Genomic DNA, 18253 nt, shown 5'->3' on the forward strand with positions numbered 1-18253 from the left:
TCCTCAATTATTCTGCGTCAGCAACTGTTTCTGCTGCTGGCTGTTTTGTTTTATTTTTTGCCTGTAATTTTTTAGAATAGGCCAGTGTAATGACGGCTGTGATAATCCCCAGAATACCGCAGCCAATGGCCCAGTACCAGATAAAATCATAGCCCGCGCTGCCGTAGGCGTCCAGCCAGGAGCCTGCCAGCTTGGCAAAATAAATATCCGGCGTGTAGCAGATCAGAGAGATGATCCCAGTCGCCACACCGGTGAGTGACAGCGGAATCCCGACCTCGCTCAGGGTTGCGAAATAAATGCCGCGCATGCCAGTGTAGACTGTGGCGAACACGAAGGTGACGACAATGCACAGCATGGTCGCGTCCTTTGTCAGAATCATGACCACTGCCATGACGGTCGCCAGCACCAGGTATATGCCCAGGGTTTTTACCTTTGAGCCGATCTTATCTGCGATGAAGCCAATGGCCAGGGTGGAAAGCCCGGCGATAATATAGTTGCGGATAACCGCAAAATTGCTGGCCTGGGTCTCTGAAATGCCGAGAATATTCGTGGTGTATGTCCCAAGATAACCCGCGCCGGCAGAGGTAAAGGAAAAACAGAAGAAAATGAGCAGGGCCAGCAGCCAGGTGCCCGGCATTTTTAAAACCGTGGTGATGCTCTTCATGCTGAAGCCCTCCTGAACCACCTCATTGCTCTCTTCAGCGCCGGTGATCTTCCGCGGCACAAGGATAAAAATCAAAATTCCCAGAACGATGAACAGCGCGCCGTTGAAGAACAGCATGAGCTGCCACTGCTGCCCCAACACCTGCGCGTCCACGCCTGTGCCTGAGAAAATGGCTTTGTTTAAAAGGCTTGCGCCAAAGAAGCCGATGGCTGTGCCGACAATGGCCCTTACAAATTCTGACGTGGAGTACATTCTGCCCTGCTCGGCGTCTGTCCCCATTTTGCGGACAACCTTCAGATAGGCGGACCAGATAAAAATACTGGTGCCGATGCCGTAAAGAATGTGGATAATCATGATCTCCGTGCTGCCGGGCACCATGCCATACCAGAAAGAGGCAAGGCCCATGATGGCCGCGCCGATGACCAGCAGGTTCCGCTCGCTGAATTTATCGGCCAGAATCCCCCCGATCGGGTAGATCAATACCGAAAAGATACCAAACCACAGGCCAATATCGCCGATAAACTCGTGGGCGTAAGATTCTGAGACAATGGGCTTAAACTGTGTGAACACGGTGATCATCTGGTCATAGTAGTTATAGCGCAGAAACGGCACATAAACCATAATCCCGCCGAGCAGTGAGACCAGCGTGAGTACAACCCATCTTTTTTTCCCGGTTACTTTCATATTATTATCCCCTCTTCCCGCTTAGCGTCCGCGGACGCCAAGCTTTAACACATTGCGCAGATAGTTGATGCTCTTTTTGCAGGCCTCGATTTCCTTTTCCCTGGCAACCTCCAGGGTATCCTCCCCAATCTCATACTCCACCTCAAAGGTGATTCGGGAAAGCGGCGCTTCCTCCTTGAGCATTTTCAGGATTTTGGCGCAGTCAATATCCCCATCGCCAATGGCCACACCGATGGAGTGGGTGCCGTCCGGGTCGATGACCAGCTTGTTGTCGCAGAAGTGGCAGCAGTTTGCGTAAGGCGCCATCTTCTGCGCGCAGGCTTCCGGACCTTCCAGCACACACAGGGAGTTGATGGTGTCCAGACACGCCCCGATGTCTGGGTGGTTCAGCTGTTTTACCAGCCAGATAACCTCGTCGGCGTAGGTATCGCAGTGGTTTTCGATGGAAACCTGAAGCCCCAGCTCCTCCATGAGGGGAATATTCTCCTTAAACTCACGGTAGCGCGCTGCCAGCTGCGACATGACCTCCGGGTGGAAGCAAGTGCCATACAGCGGCTTTGGCCGCTCGATGTCCAGGCTGAATTTGACCAGATCTGCGCCCATGGCCTTGGCGTTCACCAGGGCGTCATGCACGTTTGAGTTGACACGCGGGTCGCAGGGGGCGTCAAAGGATACGTTGTATTCCAGATAGAGCCCGTGATCCTCGGCGGCAGCCTTCACCTCTGCCAGATGGGCGGGATCAAGGGTTTCCAGGTCCACATTGGTGATGTGGAGGCCGTCCAGCCCCCATTCCACAGCCAGATCCATGAGCTGCATGAGGTTGATGGACTTTTCAAAGGCGTGGGTGTCGTCAAATCCCCAGCTCTCGCCAAGTCCGCTGAGGTGCAGGGTATAGGTGTGCATGCCTAACTGTAATGGTCGGTCGTTTCGTCTCATTATTTTACTCCTCTTTCTTCTTATCTTTTATAAATCGTATTTATGGCCTTCCGGCAGGTATTCATTTAACAGTTTTTTCTGGGTGGTGGTGACATCTGGCAGCGCGTAGCTTTCCAGCCGTTCGTTGATAACCTTGCGGGCCCGGGCCACCAGATTGCCGTTCTTTTCAATGACATCTGCCGGGGAGCCGCCCTCGCGGACAAAGATGTTCGGGAAATAGTTTTCCTTTCTATAATCCTTTGGCGTGCGGCCCTTCAGATAATTGCCGCGGGGGCCGGTCTTTTTGATGAGGTCAAAATACAGCTTGTCCTCGGTGATGTCCAGCCCCTGGTTCACACGCCTGAGGTAAGCGATATTTTCTTCATCCAGCACAAAGTTTTCCAGAGAGCCCAGGTTATAACCGCCGTAAGCACCCGCGGCGTTCAGGATAAAGTCCGTTTTGCCGAGCATGCCGGTCATGAGGGTCATCATGGATTCCGCGCCGCACTGGAAGTCCAGGTCAACGGCGGTGGTGGCAGATACGCCGGAGCGCACTGGCAGGTTATAGTAACGCCCCATGGCCACCAGTCCCATCTGCATGAGCACAGCTTCGGGCGCGCCGGTAGCCAGCTGGACATTGCGCATGTCGGTGGGGGAGGTTACCGAGCCATAAACCGCGCCTACGCCCGGGTTGATGAGCTGGGTGAGGACAATCCCGGCCAGGATGTTGGCGTTGTCCTGTACAATGGCGCTTGCCAGCGTCGGCGGACAGGTCAGGTTCGTCATGGAGCAGGAGATAATGATGACCGGCTGGTTTTCAAGCACTGCGCCCACAATGGTGTCCACGACTTCTGCGCCGATGGCCAGCGGCGAGAGCACACAGCAGTTGGACATGGTCACAGGCTTGTCCCAGATGTCGTAAAATTCGCGGTGCAGCTTGACCAGTCTGCGGTTTGCCTCCACCAGGGAGCCTTTTTTGTAATTGATGGGGGTGATGGTGTTGCCCTGATAGATGGGCTTACGGCAGTATTTAAGTCCCATGGCTACCTGCGGCGTGTGGAAATCATCGCCGGATTTGTCCAGATCGTCAGTGTTCTGGCAGGAATGGGTGGGCATGTCAATGACTGCGCTGGTTTCCTGGAGCATATAGTATTCGGCCACATCCTTCAGGTTGGCCGGCCGGTAGGTGTTGTTTTCAAAATCCTGTATGGTGGTCGGGGCCACAGGGCCTGCGCAGATGGTCGGGGCGGTTTCACCCAAGGTAAGCTTCCCCGATGGGCTGTAAATGTCAAATTCCTTGGGCACTGTGGAGAGGCCCCGCTTTAAAAGGGCTTCATCGATAAAAATTTTATGGCCCTCCACGCGGGCGCCGTTTTTCGCGAACACCTCCGCGGCGTAGTCGCTCTCAATGACCACACCGACCTCGGCTAAAATTTTTAAGGTATATTCATGGATCAGCTCAATTTCATCTCTGGTGATATATTTCTCAAATAAATTACGGTTCGGGTACATGGTTTTCCTCCAATTTTTCATATCAGTCATTTTTCGTTGATTACACTTGATTCCATCATTCTGCAGATTCTGGAAGGATCGGCTTTCCGATTCATGCCGTTTAATAACGCAAGACCCGTGCCAATTTTAAAAAAGCCCCAGATGCGCCATTTCTCCATAAAAAAGGGCCGTCTGTTAATCATTTTTAACTACCCATACTTTTTAATATTTATTAATCTATGCAAAAATGACTATTTTTTCGGAAATCGCTTGTTTTTTATAAAGAATCCCGGTATACTTTAGAAAAGGCGGTGATTTTGTGAACAATCCATTTCAGCACAGCGAAGAATACATGAACTATCTCATGTCTCTTCCAAAGGAGCTCTATATTAAAATTCTCGAAAATCTTTTTCTGGGCGTTTTTGTCAGCGACCAGAACGGAAAAACCATCTACGTGAACCCGGCCATCTCAAGGCATTACGGCAAGCTGCCCGAGGATCTGGTGGGCGACAGCGACTGGGGGAAATGGGAGGGTGTTGTCTACCCGCCCGCCTATAAAAATATGCTGGCCATGAAAAGGCCGCTGATCTACCGGCAGAAAAATATGCTGTCGCGCAATTACATGGAAATCATTGACACCCCCGTCATGAAAGAGGAGGCGCCGGATGACATCGACTTTACCGTCTATGTGATTCAGGAAAATTTTTCGGATGTAGATTTTGACGCAGATGCTAAGCTTATGGAAAAGCCCGAGAAAGTAAAAAAGCGCCAGCGGCGCAATATTGTGGGGGAAAGCCATGCTTTTCTGAAGCGGATTGTGGAGCTGGAACGCATCGCGAAGTCGGACATGTCCATCCTGCTGCTGGGCGAGAGCGGCACTGGCAAAACCCTGATCGCTGAGTACATCCACCAGTGCAGTGACCGCGGCTTTGGCCCTTTTATGTCCATCAACTGCGGCGCGATCCCCGACAATCTGCTGGAAAGCGAGCTTTTCGGCTATGCCTCCGGCTCCTTTACCGGCGCCAATACCCGCGGAAAAAAGGGCCTGCTGGAATCCGCCGACAAGGGGACTGTTTTCCTCGATGAGATCGGGGATCTGCCTTTAAACCTCCAGGTAAAACTTCTGCACGCCATTGAGAGCAAATCCTTCCTGCCCGTCGGCGGCACCACGCCTGTCCATGTGGATGTGCGCATTATTTCCGCCACCAATAAGGACTTAAAAACTGCCATCGCGCAAAAAACCTTCAGAGAGGACCTCTACTGGCGTATCGGCTCCTTTATCAGCTATATCCCACCCCTCAGAGAACGCAAGGAGGATATCATCCCCCTTTCTCTCCATTATCTCAAAAAACAAAATTTAAAATACGGCACGAACAAAGTTTTTTACTCTCTGACCCTGCTGGCACTGGTCAACTACGACTGGCCTGGCAATATCCGTGAGCTCAAAAATGTCATTGAGCGCATGTATGTTTTAACCAGCGGCTCCATTATCTACGAGAGCAAGGTGCCCGAGGAGATCCGCATGCACGTTCCCCGGACGGATGATAAGTTCTACTATTCCTACGACCAGCTTTTGGATCAGGTCAAAAGCTACATCATCCAGGACTGCTACAGCCGCAGAAAAACCTCTGTCGGCGTGGCTGAGGAGCTTGGCATTACCCAGTCAAAAGCCAGCCGGCTCATACGGAAATATTGTGCTAAGGAGGAGTAAAAACAGCAGGAAACAGGCCTGTCAATCCTGCTTCCTGCTTTTACGCCTAATGGCCCAAAAGCGGCCCCATTGGCAGACCCCTGTCTCCAGCTGAAAGCAAAAGATCATTGACAAAAAGATAAGCTGTGCCGACTCCCACAATCAGCGACAGGTATTTGTTAACTGTAAAAATGATCAGCGAGCCAACAGAAAGCAGCTCTAATCCATAGGTAAAAAGCCATATCGCAGCGATACCATAAACCACAAGCGGGATAACAGGCCCTTTAAGCATCGGCTTGAGCAGCGCAAAAACAGCAAGACTTCCCCAAAACATGGGAATCGCTAAAATCGAAATGTTCATATCCCAGCCAAACAGAAATCCAAAATGCAGAGCAATGTAGATTAAACCAAAAATTCCTCCGAAGAGAGAGCCAAAAATGAAATAACAATTGCCCATATAAGCATCATTGCGCTTATAATAAATAAAAGCGCCTATAAGATAAACGGGATAAACAGCCAGCATTAAGCACCCAAGCACTAAGTATGTTCCCTCCGAAAAAACATCCAAATAAACGGCCCAAAAAGATATTACCTCCATTGAAAAAACAAACAGCATGGCCCCTCCCGGATCTGCCGGAACACTTACTCTGTTTTCATCCATTGTTTTTCTCCTTTACATAATTAAAGTGATTCAGTTAATTTCTCCATTCTGAATTACAAAGGCGCGCAACTTTGAATGCTTTCAATATACACCCATTATTGAACGTTGTCAATATTTAATTTTGAATGCTTTCAATTTTTAAGAAAAATGGTATAATAACCGTAGCTTAAAACTGATTAAAATTATAAAAATAGTGTAAAAAACAAAAATCGACTGTCTTACTCACAGTTTTTTAATCATCAATCCTAAAACAAAGAGGTAAAAATATGGAACAGGATTTAAAGGCGCTGCGCCCCCTGAACATTGGTGATCTGGAGCGCATCACGGACATGGCCGTGATGATTCTTGACGCCGAGGGGCGTATCATCTGTTACTCTAAGGGCTGTGAAAAAATTGAAGCCCTGCGGCGTGACGAGGTTATTGGAAAAAGCCCGGAAGAGCTCTATAATCCACAGCAGTTTCCAAACATCATCCGCCCAAAGCGCTCAATGGTGCTCGATACGCTGAAAACCGGAAAAATCTATCAGGAAACGCTGGACTATTACACCACAGTCGGCGGCAATGAGGCAAATATTCTGTGCAGCACCTACCCCATTTACGGTAAAAACGGTAAAATAGACTACGCCCTGTGCATTTACCGCGAGGTCTCGGATTATCTGGAAATGATCGCCGACGGCAATAAAAAGCAGAGCGACCGCCAGGCCCCCTCCCAATACCTGCAAAACGGTACCCAGCACACCTTTGCCAATGTGATCGGCAGCAGCCCGATGCTGCAAAAAGCAGTCTACCGGGGGAAAATCGCGGCTAAAACAGATGCCCCTGTGCTCATCTGGGGTGAGACCGGCACCGGTAAGGAGGTCTTTGCCCAGAGCATTCACAACTACAGTGCCTTTTCCTCCTATCCCTTCGTGGCTGTAAATTGCAGCGCTATCCCGGAAGCCCTGCTTGAAAGCACTCTGTTTGGCACCTGTAAAGGCTCGTATACCGGCGCTGTCAACCGAAAAGGACTGTTTGAAGAGGCTGAGAACGGCACTTTGTTTTTGGATGAGCTCAACTCCATGGATATCGGGCTCCAGTCAAAGCTGCTGCGTGTTCTGGAGACCGGGCGCTTCCGCGCGGTGGGCGGCCAGGAGGAAAAGCCCTGTAAATGCCGTATTATCAGCGCCATCAACGAGGAGCCTTTCATCGCCATTGAAAATAGCCATTTAAGGGCAGACCTCTATTACCGCCTGGCGGTTTTCTCCATTGAGCTTCCACCACTTATCCGGCGCCGGGAAGATATTTCTGAAACGGCTGAGTATTTTATTGGCAGTATGGCGCCAGTGCTCGGAAAAAAGGTCACCCGGCTGTCCAGCGCGGTAAAACAGATTTTTGAATACCACAGCTGGCCCGGCAATGTCCGGGAACTGCGGCATATCATCACCCAGGCCATCTACTTCGCGGGAAAGGACGAAGCCTTTATCAAACCCCACCACCTGCCTGAGTACCTACTTAGGACAAAGGCCGCTCCCGAAAAAGCGCCGCCCTCCGGCCTGCCCGGAACCAGCGGGGAAGAAAGGCTCAGCCATCTGATGAACGCCTATGAAGCAAAGATCATCCAGGATGCCCTTGAAAATAACGGCCATAATATCAGCCAAACCGCAAAGCAGCTCCAGATTTCCCGGACAAACTTGCACAATAAGATTAAGAAGTACAACCTGGAAAAAGCTGAGGGCTAAATGCCCTCAGCTTTTTTGTGCCGTCTGTAAATAATCACAGCCAGTATGATACTGATCACCGAAAAACTGATCATCCAGATAAATATCTTATTAAAGCCCACCACCGGGTCCGCGTCAATCCACGAACCCATGATGGTCGTCATAAAGGCCTCCGGCGCATAGGCGATAAAGGAAATGATGCCTGTGGCGGCCGCGGTCAGTTCAAGGGGAATCCCGCCTTCACCCATGACTGAATAATAAACAGATTTAACCGTAAAATACAGGAAGGACATGACCATGGTAATGACAATGGACACCGTTACCAGGCTGCTGCTGAAAATCAAAAGCGCTGCGCACACGATAATACCGCCCAGAAGGCCGCTGATAAAAATGGCTCTGGATTTCGCCTTATCCGCCAGTATACCGCCCAGCACACCTGCCGCAATCACGATGACATAGCTTCTGAAAATCGCCAGTCCGCTGGAGACAGAGGCCGATACGCCCAGCACCTGTGTTGTGTAAGTGCCGAGGTAGTTTGTCCCGGTATTGATCACGCAAAAACAACTGAACAGGAAGAACGCAACCAGCCATGTGCCGGGGAGCTTGAGCGCTTTTATAATATTTTTCATTCCTTTTTCCTGAGGACTGTCCTGCTTTGAGCCCTTAACCTCCGTTTTAGGTAAAAAGACGATGCTCAAAGCCGCGAAGAGCACATATAACCCAACCGAAATCCACAGGAGCACCTGCATTCCTCCCACGCTGTCCACAAAAAGGCCCAGCATCCAGAGAAAAACAAAGCCGGTTACCGCGCTGACCACACCGCGCATGGCCTCGCTGACACCAAAAAGCTTTCCCTGCTCCTCCTCTGTTCCCAGATGGCGCACAAAACAGATATAAGGTGACCAGAGCGTGGCGGTCGTAAAGAAGCCATACAGGACATAGATAACCACCAGTGTATTATAGCCTGGAAAAGTGGACTGCCAGAAAGTGAGCCCTGCCATGACTAAAAAAGAGATGGTCAGCAGAATACGCGCGCTGAAACGGTCGGCCAGATAACCGCTGACCGGGTAGCAGAACAGGGCGACCAGGCCATAAATCGACCCAAGCGTGCCCAGCTGCAAGTTGGTCAGATGAAATCCGTCCAGCATCTGGTCATAAAAGAAAAAGCGGAGGTAGGGGATAAAATAGATAATTCCCACCATCACACTGATCAACACCAAAAGAAAATTACGTTTTCCCTTACTCATGACAGGCCTCCTAAATCTGATCCCGGTAAGCTTCCGGCAAATACGGCTTTAACAATTCTTCCTGCTCTTTTGTAATTTCCGGCGCCTGGTAAGCCTCAATTCTCTCCTGCACCTTTTGGCCGGCATTTTCCTTGAGCCCGACCCGGCCTTTATTCTGCCAGTCGTTGGCGTCGGCCTTGTTCAGGTACTGGGTGAGATAAAATTCTTCACGGTACATTTTCGGCGTTCTGCCAGACAGGAAATTTCCCCTTGGTCCGGTCTTTTCAATATCCTTAAAGCAGATTTTCTTCTCCGTTACATCAATGCCCCGGTGAATCCGTTCGGCATAGGCAAAGATTTCCTCATCCATCAGCATTTTTTCAAAGCTGACGATATTGTATGTCCCCAGACAGCCTGTGCTGTGGAGGATCATATCCGGTTTTGCCTCTACGGTCGCTTCGGCCATCATCATGGATTCCATACCTGCCTGGAAATCAAGATCCTTGGCGTCGCTGATGGCGCCGCCGGCCCGGAAGGGAACGCGGTAATAATCGGCCAGAGCCGCTGTTCCGTAAATCATCAGCGCCGCCTCTGGATTCCCCATGCTCAGCTGAATAGTCCTCAAATCTGTCGAGCCGGATACATTGGCGTAAATCATCGGTGTTCCGGGTTTTAAGAGCTGCGTAAAAACAAAGCCTGCCAGAATCTCTGCATTCACCATGGTCAGGATTGAAGCGACCGAAGGCGGAGCTGTTAAAACCGGCATCACACAGGAGGCCAGCCAGATACCCTGGTTTTCGCTGCAGGTTCCGATGATCCGCTCGATGGGGGCATGGTCATAGCAGAGCGGCGAAAGAGGGTTGATCCCCACCGAAGCCAGACATTTATCCTCAACGCCCTCAAACCGTTTCATCAGGCGGATACCGCCTGCCATGGCTTCCCGCAGGCTACCCTTTTCTGCCGAGGTATCGGGAATGGCAAAAGGGAAAGGCTTATTGGAGTATTTCATGAGCAGCGCCAGATAGGAATAGCGCTTCACATCATCGGAAAAGCCTTCCGATTCGGTAAAAAAGTTAACGTGGTTACAGTCAAGCAATGGACTGGTATCAATAAGCTTAAACAGATCAATAATGTCTTTATTTAAAATTTTACGGATATTGCCACGGTCCTCAATAAAAGCCGGACAGCCCACCGGCAGCTTGACCATACTGCCGCCTCCAACCTCTACGGTTCCTCTGCCCGAGTACAGCGTAAAGGTCTCCGGAACCGTTGACAGAGCCGCGCGCACATCCTTCTCACCCATATAGACGACATCGCCCTCGACCCGCATGCCGTGCTTCCTGAAAATCTCCAGAGCTTCCTCATGCTCAAATTTTACCCCGACGTTTTCAAGAATACGAATGGTATTCTCATGAATTAATTCAATGTCCTCTTTTGCAATAAACTGTTCGTATTTTTTCATCTTGTTCCTCCCAAATGTAGCAGCATTAAATCTTGATATTTAGTAAATGCAATTCTTATGCCAAAAATATACCGAAAAAACCAGGATTTATCACTCTAAAACACCGTAATTTTATTTTTTTACTTAGTTTTTCTTTTATTTTTGTTCAAAATATTGACACTGTCATAAAAAACAACAAACCTAAAAACCAATATTTTTAACGAAATTTCAACTAGATGAAGAAAAGCTGTCCAAAATATTGACACTTTTTGAAATTTTTATTTTAAAAACAGCCGCAAAGAATACAATTAATCTTTAAACTCAAAAAAATACTTGCTTAAATTAGAGTAAATATTTGTCCACTCCAATGGATTTCATTGACATTTTCTCTTGATAAGCGTATGATCATTTAAAAAGAACATATGTTCGAAAAAGAAAATTCATTCGAAAGGTGGGAGTATATGAAATTATTGGAAAAGGACGACTCTGTCATCAGTCTGAAAGCTGAGCTGGCCATTATCCAGGAGGAGATTATCCATCTTACTCAGCTTGAAGAAAAATGGATGCGTTTATCTGAAAAAACATCCTACACAAGGGTGGAAAGAAAACAGCAAATTCTTAAACAGCTAACGCTTATCCGGGAGGCGGTGGGTGAGAAGCGCCGTCAGGAACACCTGCTTAAAAAAAGCCTTAAGGTTATTCTTGAGGCAATTCCAAAGCTTAAAAACATCCAGAAAAAAGTATTTTACATGCAGCGCTATACTGGAAAATCACTGGTGCAGATCGCCGAGGAGCTTGAGTATGACTATGATTATATCCGCCATGTCGCTTCAAAAGCAAATCAAGTGATGAAACGCTAGATTAAGTAATCAAATTCTCCCACTTGCCTCCAAAGAGCCGGAAGGCTCTTTTTTTTAAGCAAACACAGCACAAAGTGAGCACAGCCGGTCCACAAACGCAGTGCTATAATGTGCTTATCGAAAGCATAGCTGTTATCGCGATACCACAACATCAGCAGACTTCGATAGAAAGTAGGTGATAATCGGAATGAACTTAAAGATTCGATTAAAGAACAAAGCCTTCTGGGTTGCCTGTATCGGCCTGATCGTTTTGATCCTGCAGTACGCTCAGGGATTTATCTCAACGGATTTTAACGTGCCTTTAATCGAAAAGATTTTAAACGCAGTTGTCATCTGTGCCGTTGCAATGGGCGTGATTGTCGATCCGACAACCCCCAGCATCAGCGATTCAGAACAGGTATTAAAAAAGAAAGACAAAAAGGAAGGCGGTGAAAAAAAATGGAGATGACCTTAACACAGGTACAGGAAGCCCTCAAGCTCTGCAACTACGCGCCGGGGACCGTCGATGGCTATGATGGACCCGAAACCCAGGCTGCTGTGAGGCGGACCCAGGAAGGTTATGACATTGAGGCTGACGGCATTGCCGGTCCGGTGACAAAAGAGCATCTGTCCAAGCAGGTACGCGGCATACAGGCGCAATTGAACGCAAAGGGCTGCGGCTGCCCTGTCGATGGCCTTCCAGGCCCCTTAACCGATGCGGCCGTCAAGACACTGCAGGCCGATTTTGGACTCGTCGCTGACGGCATCGTCGGCTATAACACTGAAGCGGCCCTGTTTGACTATGCCACAGCCGATCCGGCGCCAGCTTTTGACCCGCAGGAACAGGTAACCGAGCATTTTAATATGCAGGAGTTTAAATGTGAGTGCGGCGGCAAATACTGCGATGGGTTTCCGGTTCCGATGAATCGGACACTCATCGAAAAGCTGGAGCAGGTGCGCAATGACCTGGGGATTCCCCTGGTCGTGACCTCTGGCGTAAGGTGTGAAATCCTCAACGCAGAAGTCGGCGGTGTGCCGGATTCCTACCATAAACTGGGACGGGCGGCTGATATTGCCGTCTATGCCGCCAATGGGTACACCGTCGATGCGGTAGCAGACGCGGGTGAGCGGTATGGCCTGAAGACCATCCGCTATTATGACAGGAGCTTTGTGCATTTTCAGTGGAATGCTTAAAAACACACAAACTGCACACAGACAAAGCAGAGAAACGCGGATAAAATAGCATTATAAAAGCGCCCGACACTGCATAAGGCCAAAAACTAAAGCAGAGGACCGGTTCTTCTTAAACCGGCAAGTGCACATTGTCGGTTTACTAAAAAAATAAAAACAGAAAGAAGGATTTATATTATGGATCAGAAAGTATTAATGACGCAGAAATGGTTAAATGCAACCTATAAAAATTTTAATGGTTATATCTCATGTACGGAAGACGGCCAAACAGGGAATGGCACAGTGGCATCTTTAATTTCAGCTCTGCAAATTGAAATTGGTGTTTCCACACCAACTGGTGAGTTTGGCCCAATGACCGCAGAGCTTTGTCCAACTGTCCAAAGTGGCGCGAAAGGTCATATTGTCAATATTATTCAGGGAGGGTTATGGTGTAAGGGGTTCTCTTCCCAGGATCTGACTCAGGATTTTGACAATACAACCGTTTCCGGTGTAAACCAATTTAAAATGGCAGCTGGGCTTACCGCTGACAGGAAAGTGGATGCAAAAACAATGAAAGGCTTATTATCCACAGATGCTGTCGTTTTAATTTCAGGCGGTGACAGCCGCATTCGAGCCATTCAGCAGGCACTTAACAATAAATACAGTGATTACTTCTGGATGGACTTGAATATCTGTCCCTGTGACGGGGTCTATGGCAGAAACACCTGTAACGCGCTGCTTTATGCCTTTCAAAAAGAAGTTGGTATTGATGAGCCAAATGGTGTGTTCGGACCTGGCACAGCACAGGGAGCGAATGATCATAATGTTGCGTTAAACAGCAGACAGACCGCTTTGGTTTACCTGCTTCAGTATATGCTCTATGTCAATGGATTTAACCCAGGCTCTTTTAATGGTATCTTTGATACCGGCGTTGAAAATGCTGTGATCAATTTCCAGAGCCTGATGGCATTGGAAGCCGATGGATGGGTTGGCTTGTCGACTTGGGCGGCTTTACTTGTCAGCAAAGGAAATGTGGACCGCAGCTGCAATGCCTGCGATTGTACTGACCGCATCACGAGCCAGCGAGCTCAGTATCTAAAAAGTATTGGTATCAACTATGTTGGAAGATATATTACAGGTTATTGGGCCGTATCCATTTCAGAAATCAGTTTAATTCTGGAAGCTGGAATGAAGTTTGTTCCTATCTTTGAACGATCAGGTAATGATTTATCCGGAAACATGGATGTTACCGATGCAAGCTACTTTACCCATGAGCAGGGCCGACAGGACGCTTTATATGCTGCATCAACAGCTCAAGAGCTAGGACTTCCTGAGAATACAACGATTTACTTTGCAGTCGATTTTGATGCTTATGATTTTGAGGTGGATAGCAATATTCTCGAATATTTCAGAGCACTTTCAGTATATTTACTCCACTACAATGTGGGAATTTATGGACCGCGTAATGTCTGCACTCGTGTTTCAAATGCAGGTTACGCCAAAACAAGCTACGTTGCGGATATGTCAACAGGCTTTTCAGGTAATATTGGTGTACGAATTCCAAGCAATTGGGCCTTTGACCAATTTTATGAAACAAGCTATGGTTCTGGTGACTCACAAATTAATATTGATAAGGTAATGGCTTCAGGACAGGATACCGGGGTTTCATCCCTTACTCTATCTAATGTCGCTAAAGGACTTTGTAATGAAATGCTTAGAATTTTTCACATTGATCCAAGTATTGGCTGGGATTGGAATCAGAAAACCACTATTCCAGGGCCGTTCATTGATATTGAATACAAGTTCGGCCTGAGTGGTTCATTTACGCCAATGGTAGACACCAGTACCATTCCTTCAAGTGATAAAGCCACAATTACCATTAATAACGGCGAATTTGAAAAAGGTGACATTACTACCGCAGAAAAAATTTTAGATACTTTAACAGCGACCGATAAAGCTATCATCAATGCTTCTGGAGGTATTCAAACATCCGTTGCTTTTGCGAACAGTATTAATCATGGTACACTCACCATTTCATTTTCAACCGTTGATGGATTCCCAACATTTAATATTCAGGTAAAACAGTTAGTCTATAGTACATCCGTTGAAAACAGAAATGTTTATTTCGAAATTTCCTTTAAAATGAAAGGACAACCAGATTATCAACAGGATCTTGATAATATTGTTGCAAATCATAGAGCACTTTTATATACAGGTGGGCTTGTTTTAGCGATAGTACTTCTGATAGCCGCTGTTCCAACGGGCGGTCTTACTGCATCTACTGGCGCAGCTTTAATGATTGCTGTCCTGCTGGCCATCAATACATATAATAACTAATAAACGTCTTATAGAAAGCTTTCTTTTAAAGGGGGCTTTCTTTTGGTATAATATAAAAAAATAATGGAGGTCACCATGGAAGCGCTATACATAAATGAGCCGCACTACACCAAGGCGGATACTGAAGAACTTCTGAAAAAAAACACCCTGGGGTTATCCAAAGATATGACAAACATAAAAATCATGGGAGTGCTTATCGCCGGAATGGAAATAATCATTTTTCTTTTAAGCGGGTTTAAATTTGATCTGATTTCACTCATCGGCTTAGCTGCACTGAGCCTTGTAGCACTCATTGAACTTTATGCATGCAACTATGACCGTTTTATCTTTTTTATAACAAAACTAAAGGGCGCCAGACTAAGAAAAGTGAATAAGGTTGAAGACAAGCCCCCTGTGTTTTTATTTTATGAAAACTACGCCGACTGTACTTTTATGAAGCATTTGGAATACAGTGAACTGACCAATTTTAAAGAGGATGATCTTCATTTTGTTTTTTACTACAAAAATATCTATTTTGTGCTCCAAAAGAATGCTTTCACAAAGGGAACACCGGAAAATTTCAGGGAATTTTTTCTGAATAAAACGGGCAATGCGCTTTAAGACTGACCGTATAGACTTTTTTACTCCCAGGCCAGCTCCCTGAGCACCTTCATATAGAGCTCCTTATCCCACCGTGGTTCCTCGTCAAACAGGCTGTACTCACTGTGGCCGCCGGATTTCCGGTAGCCGCGGTAGCCGGCCCGCACAGCCATACAGAAACGCTGGAGGCAGGTAGTCTCAAGATAGTCGAGATCGCCAAAGCACACGCCTTCAAACTGCTCCTGCATAAAGGTCAGCAGCTCGTCGTCTGAAACCAGATCATCAGATTCGTTTTTATACAGGAAAAAAATATCCTGCAGCCGCTTAAGCGTCTTGACATAATTCTCCTGCCAGATATACTGGGAGTCACAAAAAAGGTGGATGATTTTTTTAGTGACACAGGGACCAATCTCCACGCGCTGGTGTTTCTTAAGGCTTTCATTTCGGGATTCCATCACTGCCAGCGCATCCTCGCCGGACAGGGTAAGGCCAAAGTGTTCGCTTTCTTCGTTGCAGGCCAGCACTGCTTTTGTGTCTTCCACCAGCTGTACTTCAGCCGCTGTTTTCATAAGATCCATCATTTCCAGACACTTCCTTTCTCTTGCAGAGTAACCCCTATTGTACGCCCATTCTTCAGAAATAAACAGTCTTGTAGTTGAAAATTTTGTGGGGTATAATGGAGGTAGAGGGGAAGTGCTTATCCCAAAATAAAAAGTTCCAGCCAGGTTTTGGCTGGAACTTTTTTCATGTTTTGTTTAAGGATACCGCAATCCGCGACTGGTTGAGGGCTTTGTAGAACTTGGCCTCGTTCTGCATAAAGACGGACAGGTACAAGATATCCACAATCACCAGCTGGACGATTCTGGACGCCATGGCTTCGGAGTGGTATTTTTTATCATTGGTGGAGCTGGATAAAAACACATCGGATTTTTTCGCCAGGCTGGAATTGCTGAAGCTGGTCAGCGATATAATCTTTGCGCCGTTTTCCTTTGCAAGGCTGGCTGCGTTCAACACCTCCACACTTTCACCTGTATGGGAAACCACAAACAGGACGTCCTCAGAGGTCATATGTGAGCAGTGAATGTTCATCAGGTGTGAATCCTGAAAGCCGTTAACATTTAACCCGATTTTCCCAAACTTATGCAGCGCATCAATGGCGACGGCCGAAGAGGCGCCGATTCCAAAAAATGTCACGCGCCTTGCATTAAGAATCATCTCTGCACATTGGTCAATATCCTTCTGGTTGATAGAATACTCCAGATCGCTGACCGCGGTATTGGTATGCTTAATCACCTTGCGCTTGATATCAGAGGTACTGTCGCCCTCTGCAATTTCTTCATTGATGGTCTCACTGGGGCTGTCGATCAGCTCTTTTGCGAGATTAACCCGAAAAATCTGATAAGAATCATAATCCAGCTTTTTGAGAAACCGCATAACGGTTGTCTCACTGGTGCTGCAATAATTGGCCAGCTCTGTAATGGACAAAAGAATGGTAGCATCCGGATTATCCAGTATGTAGTCTGCAATGGTCTTCTGCGTTTTAGAGAGCAGATTGTATTTTGTTCGTATATCACTTAATAAAGAAGCCATAAGATTTCTCCCTTTTTCCTCTTTTTGAATTAATTATACTTCATAACTCTCTGAAAGTAAAACACTTTTTCGTTAATAATTTACGATATGTATGTTGACATCGTCAAAAAATGATGTTATAATTCGTTTATAATTTACGAATAGTAAATACAAAACGTAAATTTAATACTATTTTTGTGTAGAAACAAATAATCAGAGGAGGCAAAGATTAAAAATGAAAGCAGTAAGAATGTATAAGCCTGGAGACTTGAGGGTTGAGGATGTCGAAAAACCAAAAATGATGGACGACGAAGCGATGGTGAAGGTTCGCGCTGTTGGTCTTTGCGGTTCAGATATTCCAAGAGCTCTGGTCTATGGCGCTCACGTTTCACCGATTACCATCGGACATGAATTTTCCGGTGAAATCGAAGCTGTTGGAAAAAATGTGAAAAACTTTAAGCCCGGGGACCGGGTTGTGGTTCCGCCGCTCATTCCATGCGGGAAATGCGAATGGTGCCAGAAGGGAATCTACTCTTTATGCGAGGATTATGATTATTATGGCTCAAGACGCGACGGCGCCCTCGCCGAATATGTATCCGTCAAGGAATCCAACCTTTTAAAGGTTCCGGAGGGCGTATCCTATGAGGACGCCGCAACTCTTGACCCGTGTGCGAACGCCTATCACGGCCTCATGCGCGGCGGCTTTAAAGAAGGCGACAGTGTCTGTGTCTGCGGCACCGGCCCCATCGGCTTATTCGCCGCACAATACGCAAAGCTCTGCGGAGCGTCTCAGGTCATTGCGGTGGACGTATGGGATGAAAAGCTGGATATCGCCAAAAAAGTCGGCGCAGATGTGACCATCAATTCCTTAAACGAAGATCCTGTGGAAGCGGTTAAAAAAGCGACCGACGGAAAAGGCGCAAATCTGGTCATTGATTTCTCCGGCGTGCCGGCCGCCCAGAAGCAGTGTATTCTCATGGCCTCTAAAATGGGCCGGGTTGTCTTCCTCGGAATTTCTCATAAAGGCTTAGACTTAAGCGAAAAGGAAGTGGACACCATCATGCGCAGCCAGCTGAGCGTTATCGGTTCATGGAACTCCTTCACGAAGCCTTATCCCGGTGAGGACTGGACAGAATCCTTAAAAATGTTCGGCGAACGCGGAATGACCGCCAGGGATATCATCAGCCACCGCCTGCCGCTGGATGACTGCCCGGGTATCTTTGATAAAATCAAGGAAGGCGGCTTCTTCTACAACAAGGTCATGTTCTACCCCTGGGGACAGGAATAACC

The 18253-nt window shown here is 47.5% G+C and carries 16 protein-coding genes; 8 read left to right on the forward strand and 8 right to left on the reverse strand.

The window, feature by feature from the left end; genetic code table 11:
• Window positions 1-7 precede the first annotated feature (7 nt).
• The 3 genes from BUC22_RS10705 to BUC22_RS10715 are packed head-to-tail and all read right to left on the reverse strand — an operon-like array spanning window position 8 to window position 3775.
• The gene (locus BUC22_RS10705; protein ID WP_013378432.1) at window positions 8-1348 is read right to left on the reverse strand and encodes an MFS transporter; all 1341 of its coding nucleotides are present in this window, start codon (window positions 1346-1348) and stop codon (window positions 8-10) included.
• 21 nt (window positions 1349-1369) lie between these two features.
• A complete protein-coding gene (locus tag BUC22_RS10710) occupies window positions 1370-2284 on the reverse strand; it encodes a sugar phosphate isomerase/epimerase family protein (RefSeq protein ID WP_013378431.1) in 915 nt (304 codons plus the stop codon).
• 27 nt (window positions 2285-2311) lie between these two features.
• On the reverse strand, window positions 2312-3775 hold the full coding sequence (locus BUC22_RS10715) for a trimethylamine methyltransferase family protein (protein WP_013378430.1): 1464 nt from the start codon (window positions 3773-3775) through the stop codon (window positions 2312-2314).
• A gap of 298 nt (window positions 3776-4073) precedes the next feature.
• Here BUC22_RS10715 and BUC22_RS10720 point away from each other — a divergent pair, with 298 nt between their 5' ends.
• Window positions 4074-5465 (forward strand): sigma-54 interaction domain-containing protein, encoded by a 1392-nt coding sequence (locus BUC22_RS10720; protein ID WP_013378428.1) that lies wholly within the window; start codon window positions 4074-4076, stop codon window positions 5463-5465.
• Window positions 5466-5511: 46 nt separating this feature from the next.
• Here the strand turns inward: BUC22_RS10720 and BUC22_RS10725 are convergent, their stop codons facing one another.
• On the reverse strand, window positions 5512-6105 hold the full coding sequence (locus tag BUC22_RS10725; protein ID WP_013378427.1) for a hypothetical protein: 594 nt from the start codon (window positions 6103-6105) through the stop codon (window positions 5512-5514).
• Between the two features lie 266 nt (window positions 6106-6371).
• Between BUC22_RS10725 and BUC22_RS10730 the strand changes: the two genes are divergently transcribed.
• Window positions 6372-7823: a sigma-54 interaction domain-containing protein gene (locus BUC22_RS10730; RefSeq protein WP_013378426.1), complete on the forward strand. Its 1452-nt coding sequence runs from the start codon at window positions 6372-6374 to the stop codon at window positions 7821-7823.
• On the opposite strand, the gene BUC22_RS10735 is transcribed toward BUC22_RS10730, so the two are convergent.
• Window positions 7820-9049, reverse strand: a complete 1230-nt coding sequence (locus tag BUC22_RS10735; protein ID WP_013378425.1) for an MFS transporter — start codon at window positions 9047-9049, stop codon at window positions 7820-7822. The two genes, BUC22_RS10730 and BUC22_RS10735, sit on opposite strands and share 4 nt — an antisense overlap.
• 10 nt (window positions 9050-9059) lie before the next feature.
• Complete coding sequence (locus BUC22_RS10740; RefSeq protein WP_013378424.1) at window positions 9060-10490, reverse strand: trimethylamine methyltransferase family protein; 1431 nt, start codon at window positions 10488-10490, stop codon at window positions 9060-9062.
• 440 nt (window positions 10491-10930) lie between these two features.
• Between BUC22_RS10740 and BUC22_RS10745 the strand changes: the two genes are divergently transcribed.
• The 5 genes from BUC22_RS10745 (at window position 10931) to BUC22_RS10765 (ending at window position 15415) form a co-directional block, all read left to right on the forward strand.
• Entirely contained in the window at window positions 10931-11329 is a 399-nt protein-coding gene (locus tag BUC22_RS10745; RefSeq protein WP_013378422.1) for a hypothetical protein, read from the forward strand.
• A gap of 187 nt (window positions 11330-11516) precedes the next feature.
• Window positions 11517-11777: a phage holin gene (locus BUC22_RS10750; protein WP_013378421.1), complete on the forward strand. Its 261-nt coding sequence runs from the start codon at window positions 11517-11519 to the stop codon at window positions 11775-11777.
• A complete protein-coding gene (locus BUC22_RS10755; RefSeq protein WP_013378420.1) occupies window positions 11768-12502 on the forward strand; it encodes a peptidoglycan-binding protein in 735 nt (244 codons plus the stop codon). The genes BUC22_RS10750 and BUC22_RS10755 overlap by 10 nt, the downstream gene beginning before the upstream one ends.
• A 174-nt stretch (window positions 12503-12676) precedes the next feature.
• Window positions 12677-14815 (forward strand): glycoside hydrolase domain-containing protein, encoded by a 2139-nt coding sequence (locus BUC22_RS10760; protein ID WP_013378419.1) that lies wholly within the window; start codon window positions 12677-12679, stop codon window positions 14813-14815.
• 75 nt (window positions 14816-14890) lie between these two features.
• Window positions 14891-15415: a YcxB family protein gene (locus BUC22_RS10765; protein WP_013378418.1), complete on the forward strand. Its 525-nt coding sequence runs from the start codon at window positions 14891-14893 to the stop codon at window positions 15413-15415.
• A gap of 20 nt (window positions 15416-15435) precedes the next feature.
• On the opposite strand, the gene BUC22_RS10770 is transcribed toward BUC22_RS10765, so the two are convergent.
• Entirely contained in the window at window positions 15436-15975 is a 540-nt protein-coding gene (locus BUC22_RS10770; protein ID WP_013378417.1) for a DUF6323 family protein, read from the reverse strand.
• 163 nt (window positions 15976-16138) lie between these two features.
• The gene (locus tag BUC22_RS10775) at window positions 16139-16984 is read right to left on the reverse strand and encodes a MurR/RpiR family transcriptional regulator (protein WP_013378416.1); all 846 of its coding nucleotides are present in this window, start codon (window positions 16982-16984) and stop codon (window positions 16139-16141) included.
• Window positions 16985-17198: 214 nt separating this feature from the next.
• On the opposite strand from BUC22_RS10775, the gene BUC22_RS10780 reads away from it, so the two are divergent.
• Complete coding sequence (locus BUC22_RS10780) at window positions 17199-18251, forward strand: galactitol-1-phosphate 5-dehydrogenase (protein WP_013378415.1); 1053 nt, start codon at window positions 17199-17201, stop codon at window positions 18249-18251.
• Window positions 18252-18253 lie beyond the last annotated feature (2 nt).

The sequence above is a fragment of the Eubacterium callanderi genome (assembly GCF_900142645.1).
GTDB lineage: Bacteria > Bacillota > Clostridia > Eubacteriales > Eubacteriaceae > Eubacterium > Eubacterium callanderi.

Coding starts and splice junctions, on each gene's coding strand:
- BUC22_RS10705 (WP_013378432.1), bottom strand. CDS start 1,348: ATGAAAGTAACCGGGAAAAAAAGATGGGTTGTACTCACGCTGGTCTCA.
- BUC22_RS10710 (WP_013378431.1), bottom strand. CDS start 2,284: ATGAGACGAAACGACCGACCATTACAGTTAGGCATGCACACCTATACC.
- BUC22_RS10715 (WP_013378430.1), bottom strand. CDS start 3,775: ATGTACCCGAACCGTAATTTATTTGAGAAATATATCACCAGAGATGAA.
- BUC22_RS10725 (WP_013378427.1), bottom strand. CDS start 6,105: ATGGATGAAAACAGAGTAAGTGTTCCGGCAGATCCGGGAGGGGCCATG.
- BUC22_RS10730 (WP_013378426.1), top strand. CDS start 6,372: ATGGAACAGGATTTAAAGGCGCTGCGCCCCCTGAACATTGGTGATCTG.
- BUC22_RS10735 (WP_013378425.1), bottom strand. CDS start 9,049: ATGAGTAAGGGAAAACGTAATTTTCTTTTGGTGTTGATCAGTGTGATG.
- BUC22_RS10740 (WP_013378424.1), bottom strand. CDS start 10,490: ATGAAAAAATACGAACAGTTTATTGCAAAAGAGGACATTGAATTAATT.
- BUC22_RS10745 (WP_013378422.1), top strand. CDS start 10,931: ATGAAATTATTGGAAAAGGACGACTCTGTCATCAGTCTGAAAGCTGAG.
- BUC22_RS10750 (WP_013378421.1), top strand. CDS start 11,517: ATGAACTTAAAGATTCGATTAAAGAACAAAGCCTTCTGGGTTGCCTGT.
- BUC22_RS10755 (WP_013378420.1), top strand. CDS start 11,768: ATGGAGATGACCTTAACACAGGTACAGGAAGCCCTCAAGCTCTGCAAC.
- BUC22_RS10760 (WP_013378419.1), top strand. CDS start 12,677: ATGGATCAGAAAGTATTAATGACGCAGAAATGGTTAAATGCAACCTAT.
- BUC22_RS10765 (WP_013378418.1), top strand. CDS start 14,891: ATGGAAGCGCTATACATAAATGAGCCGCACTACACCAAGGCGGATACT.
- BUC22_RS10770 (WP_013378417.1), bottom strand. CDS start 15,975: ATGATGGATCTTATGAAAACAGCGGCTGAAGTACAGCTGGTGGAAGAC.
- BUC22_RS10775 (WP_013378416.1), bottom strand. CDS start 16,984: ATGGCTTCTTTATTAAGTGATATACGAACAAAATACAATCTGCTCTCT.
- BUC22_RS10780 (WP_013378415.1), top strand. CDS start 17,199: ATGAAAGCAGTAAGAATGTATAAGCCTGGAGACTTGAGGGTTGAGGAT.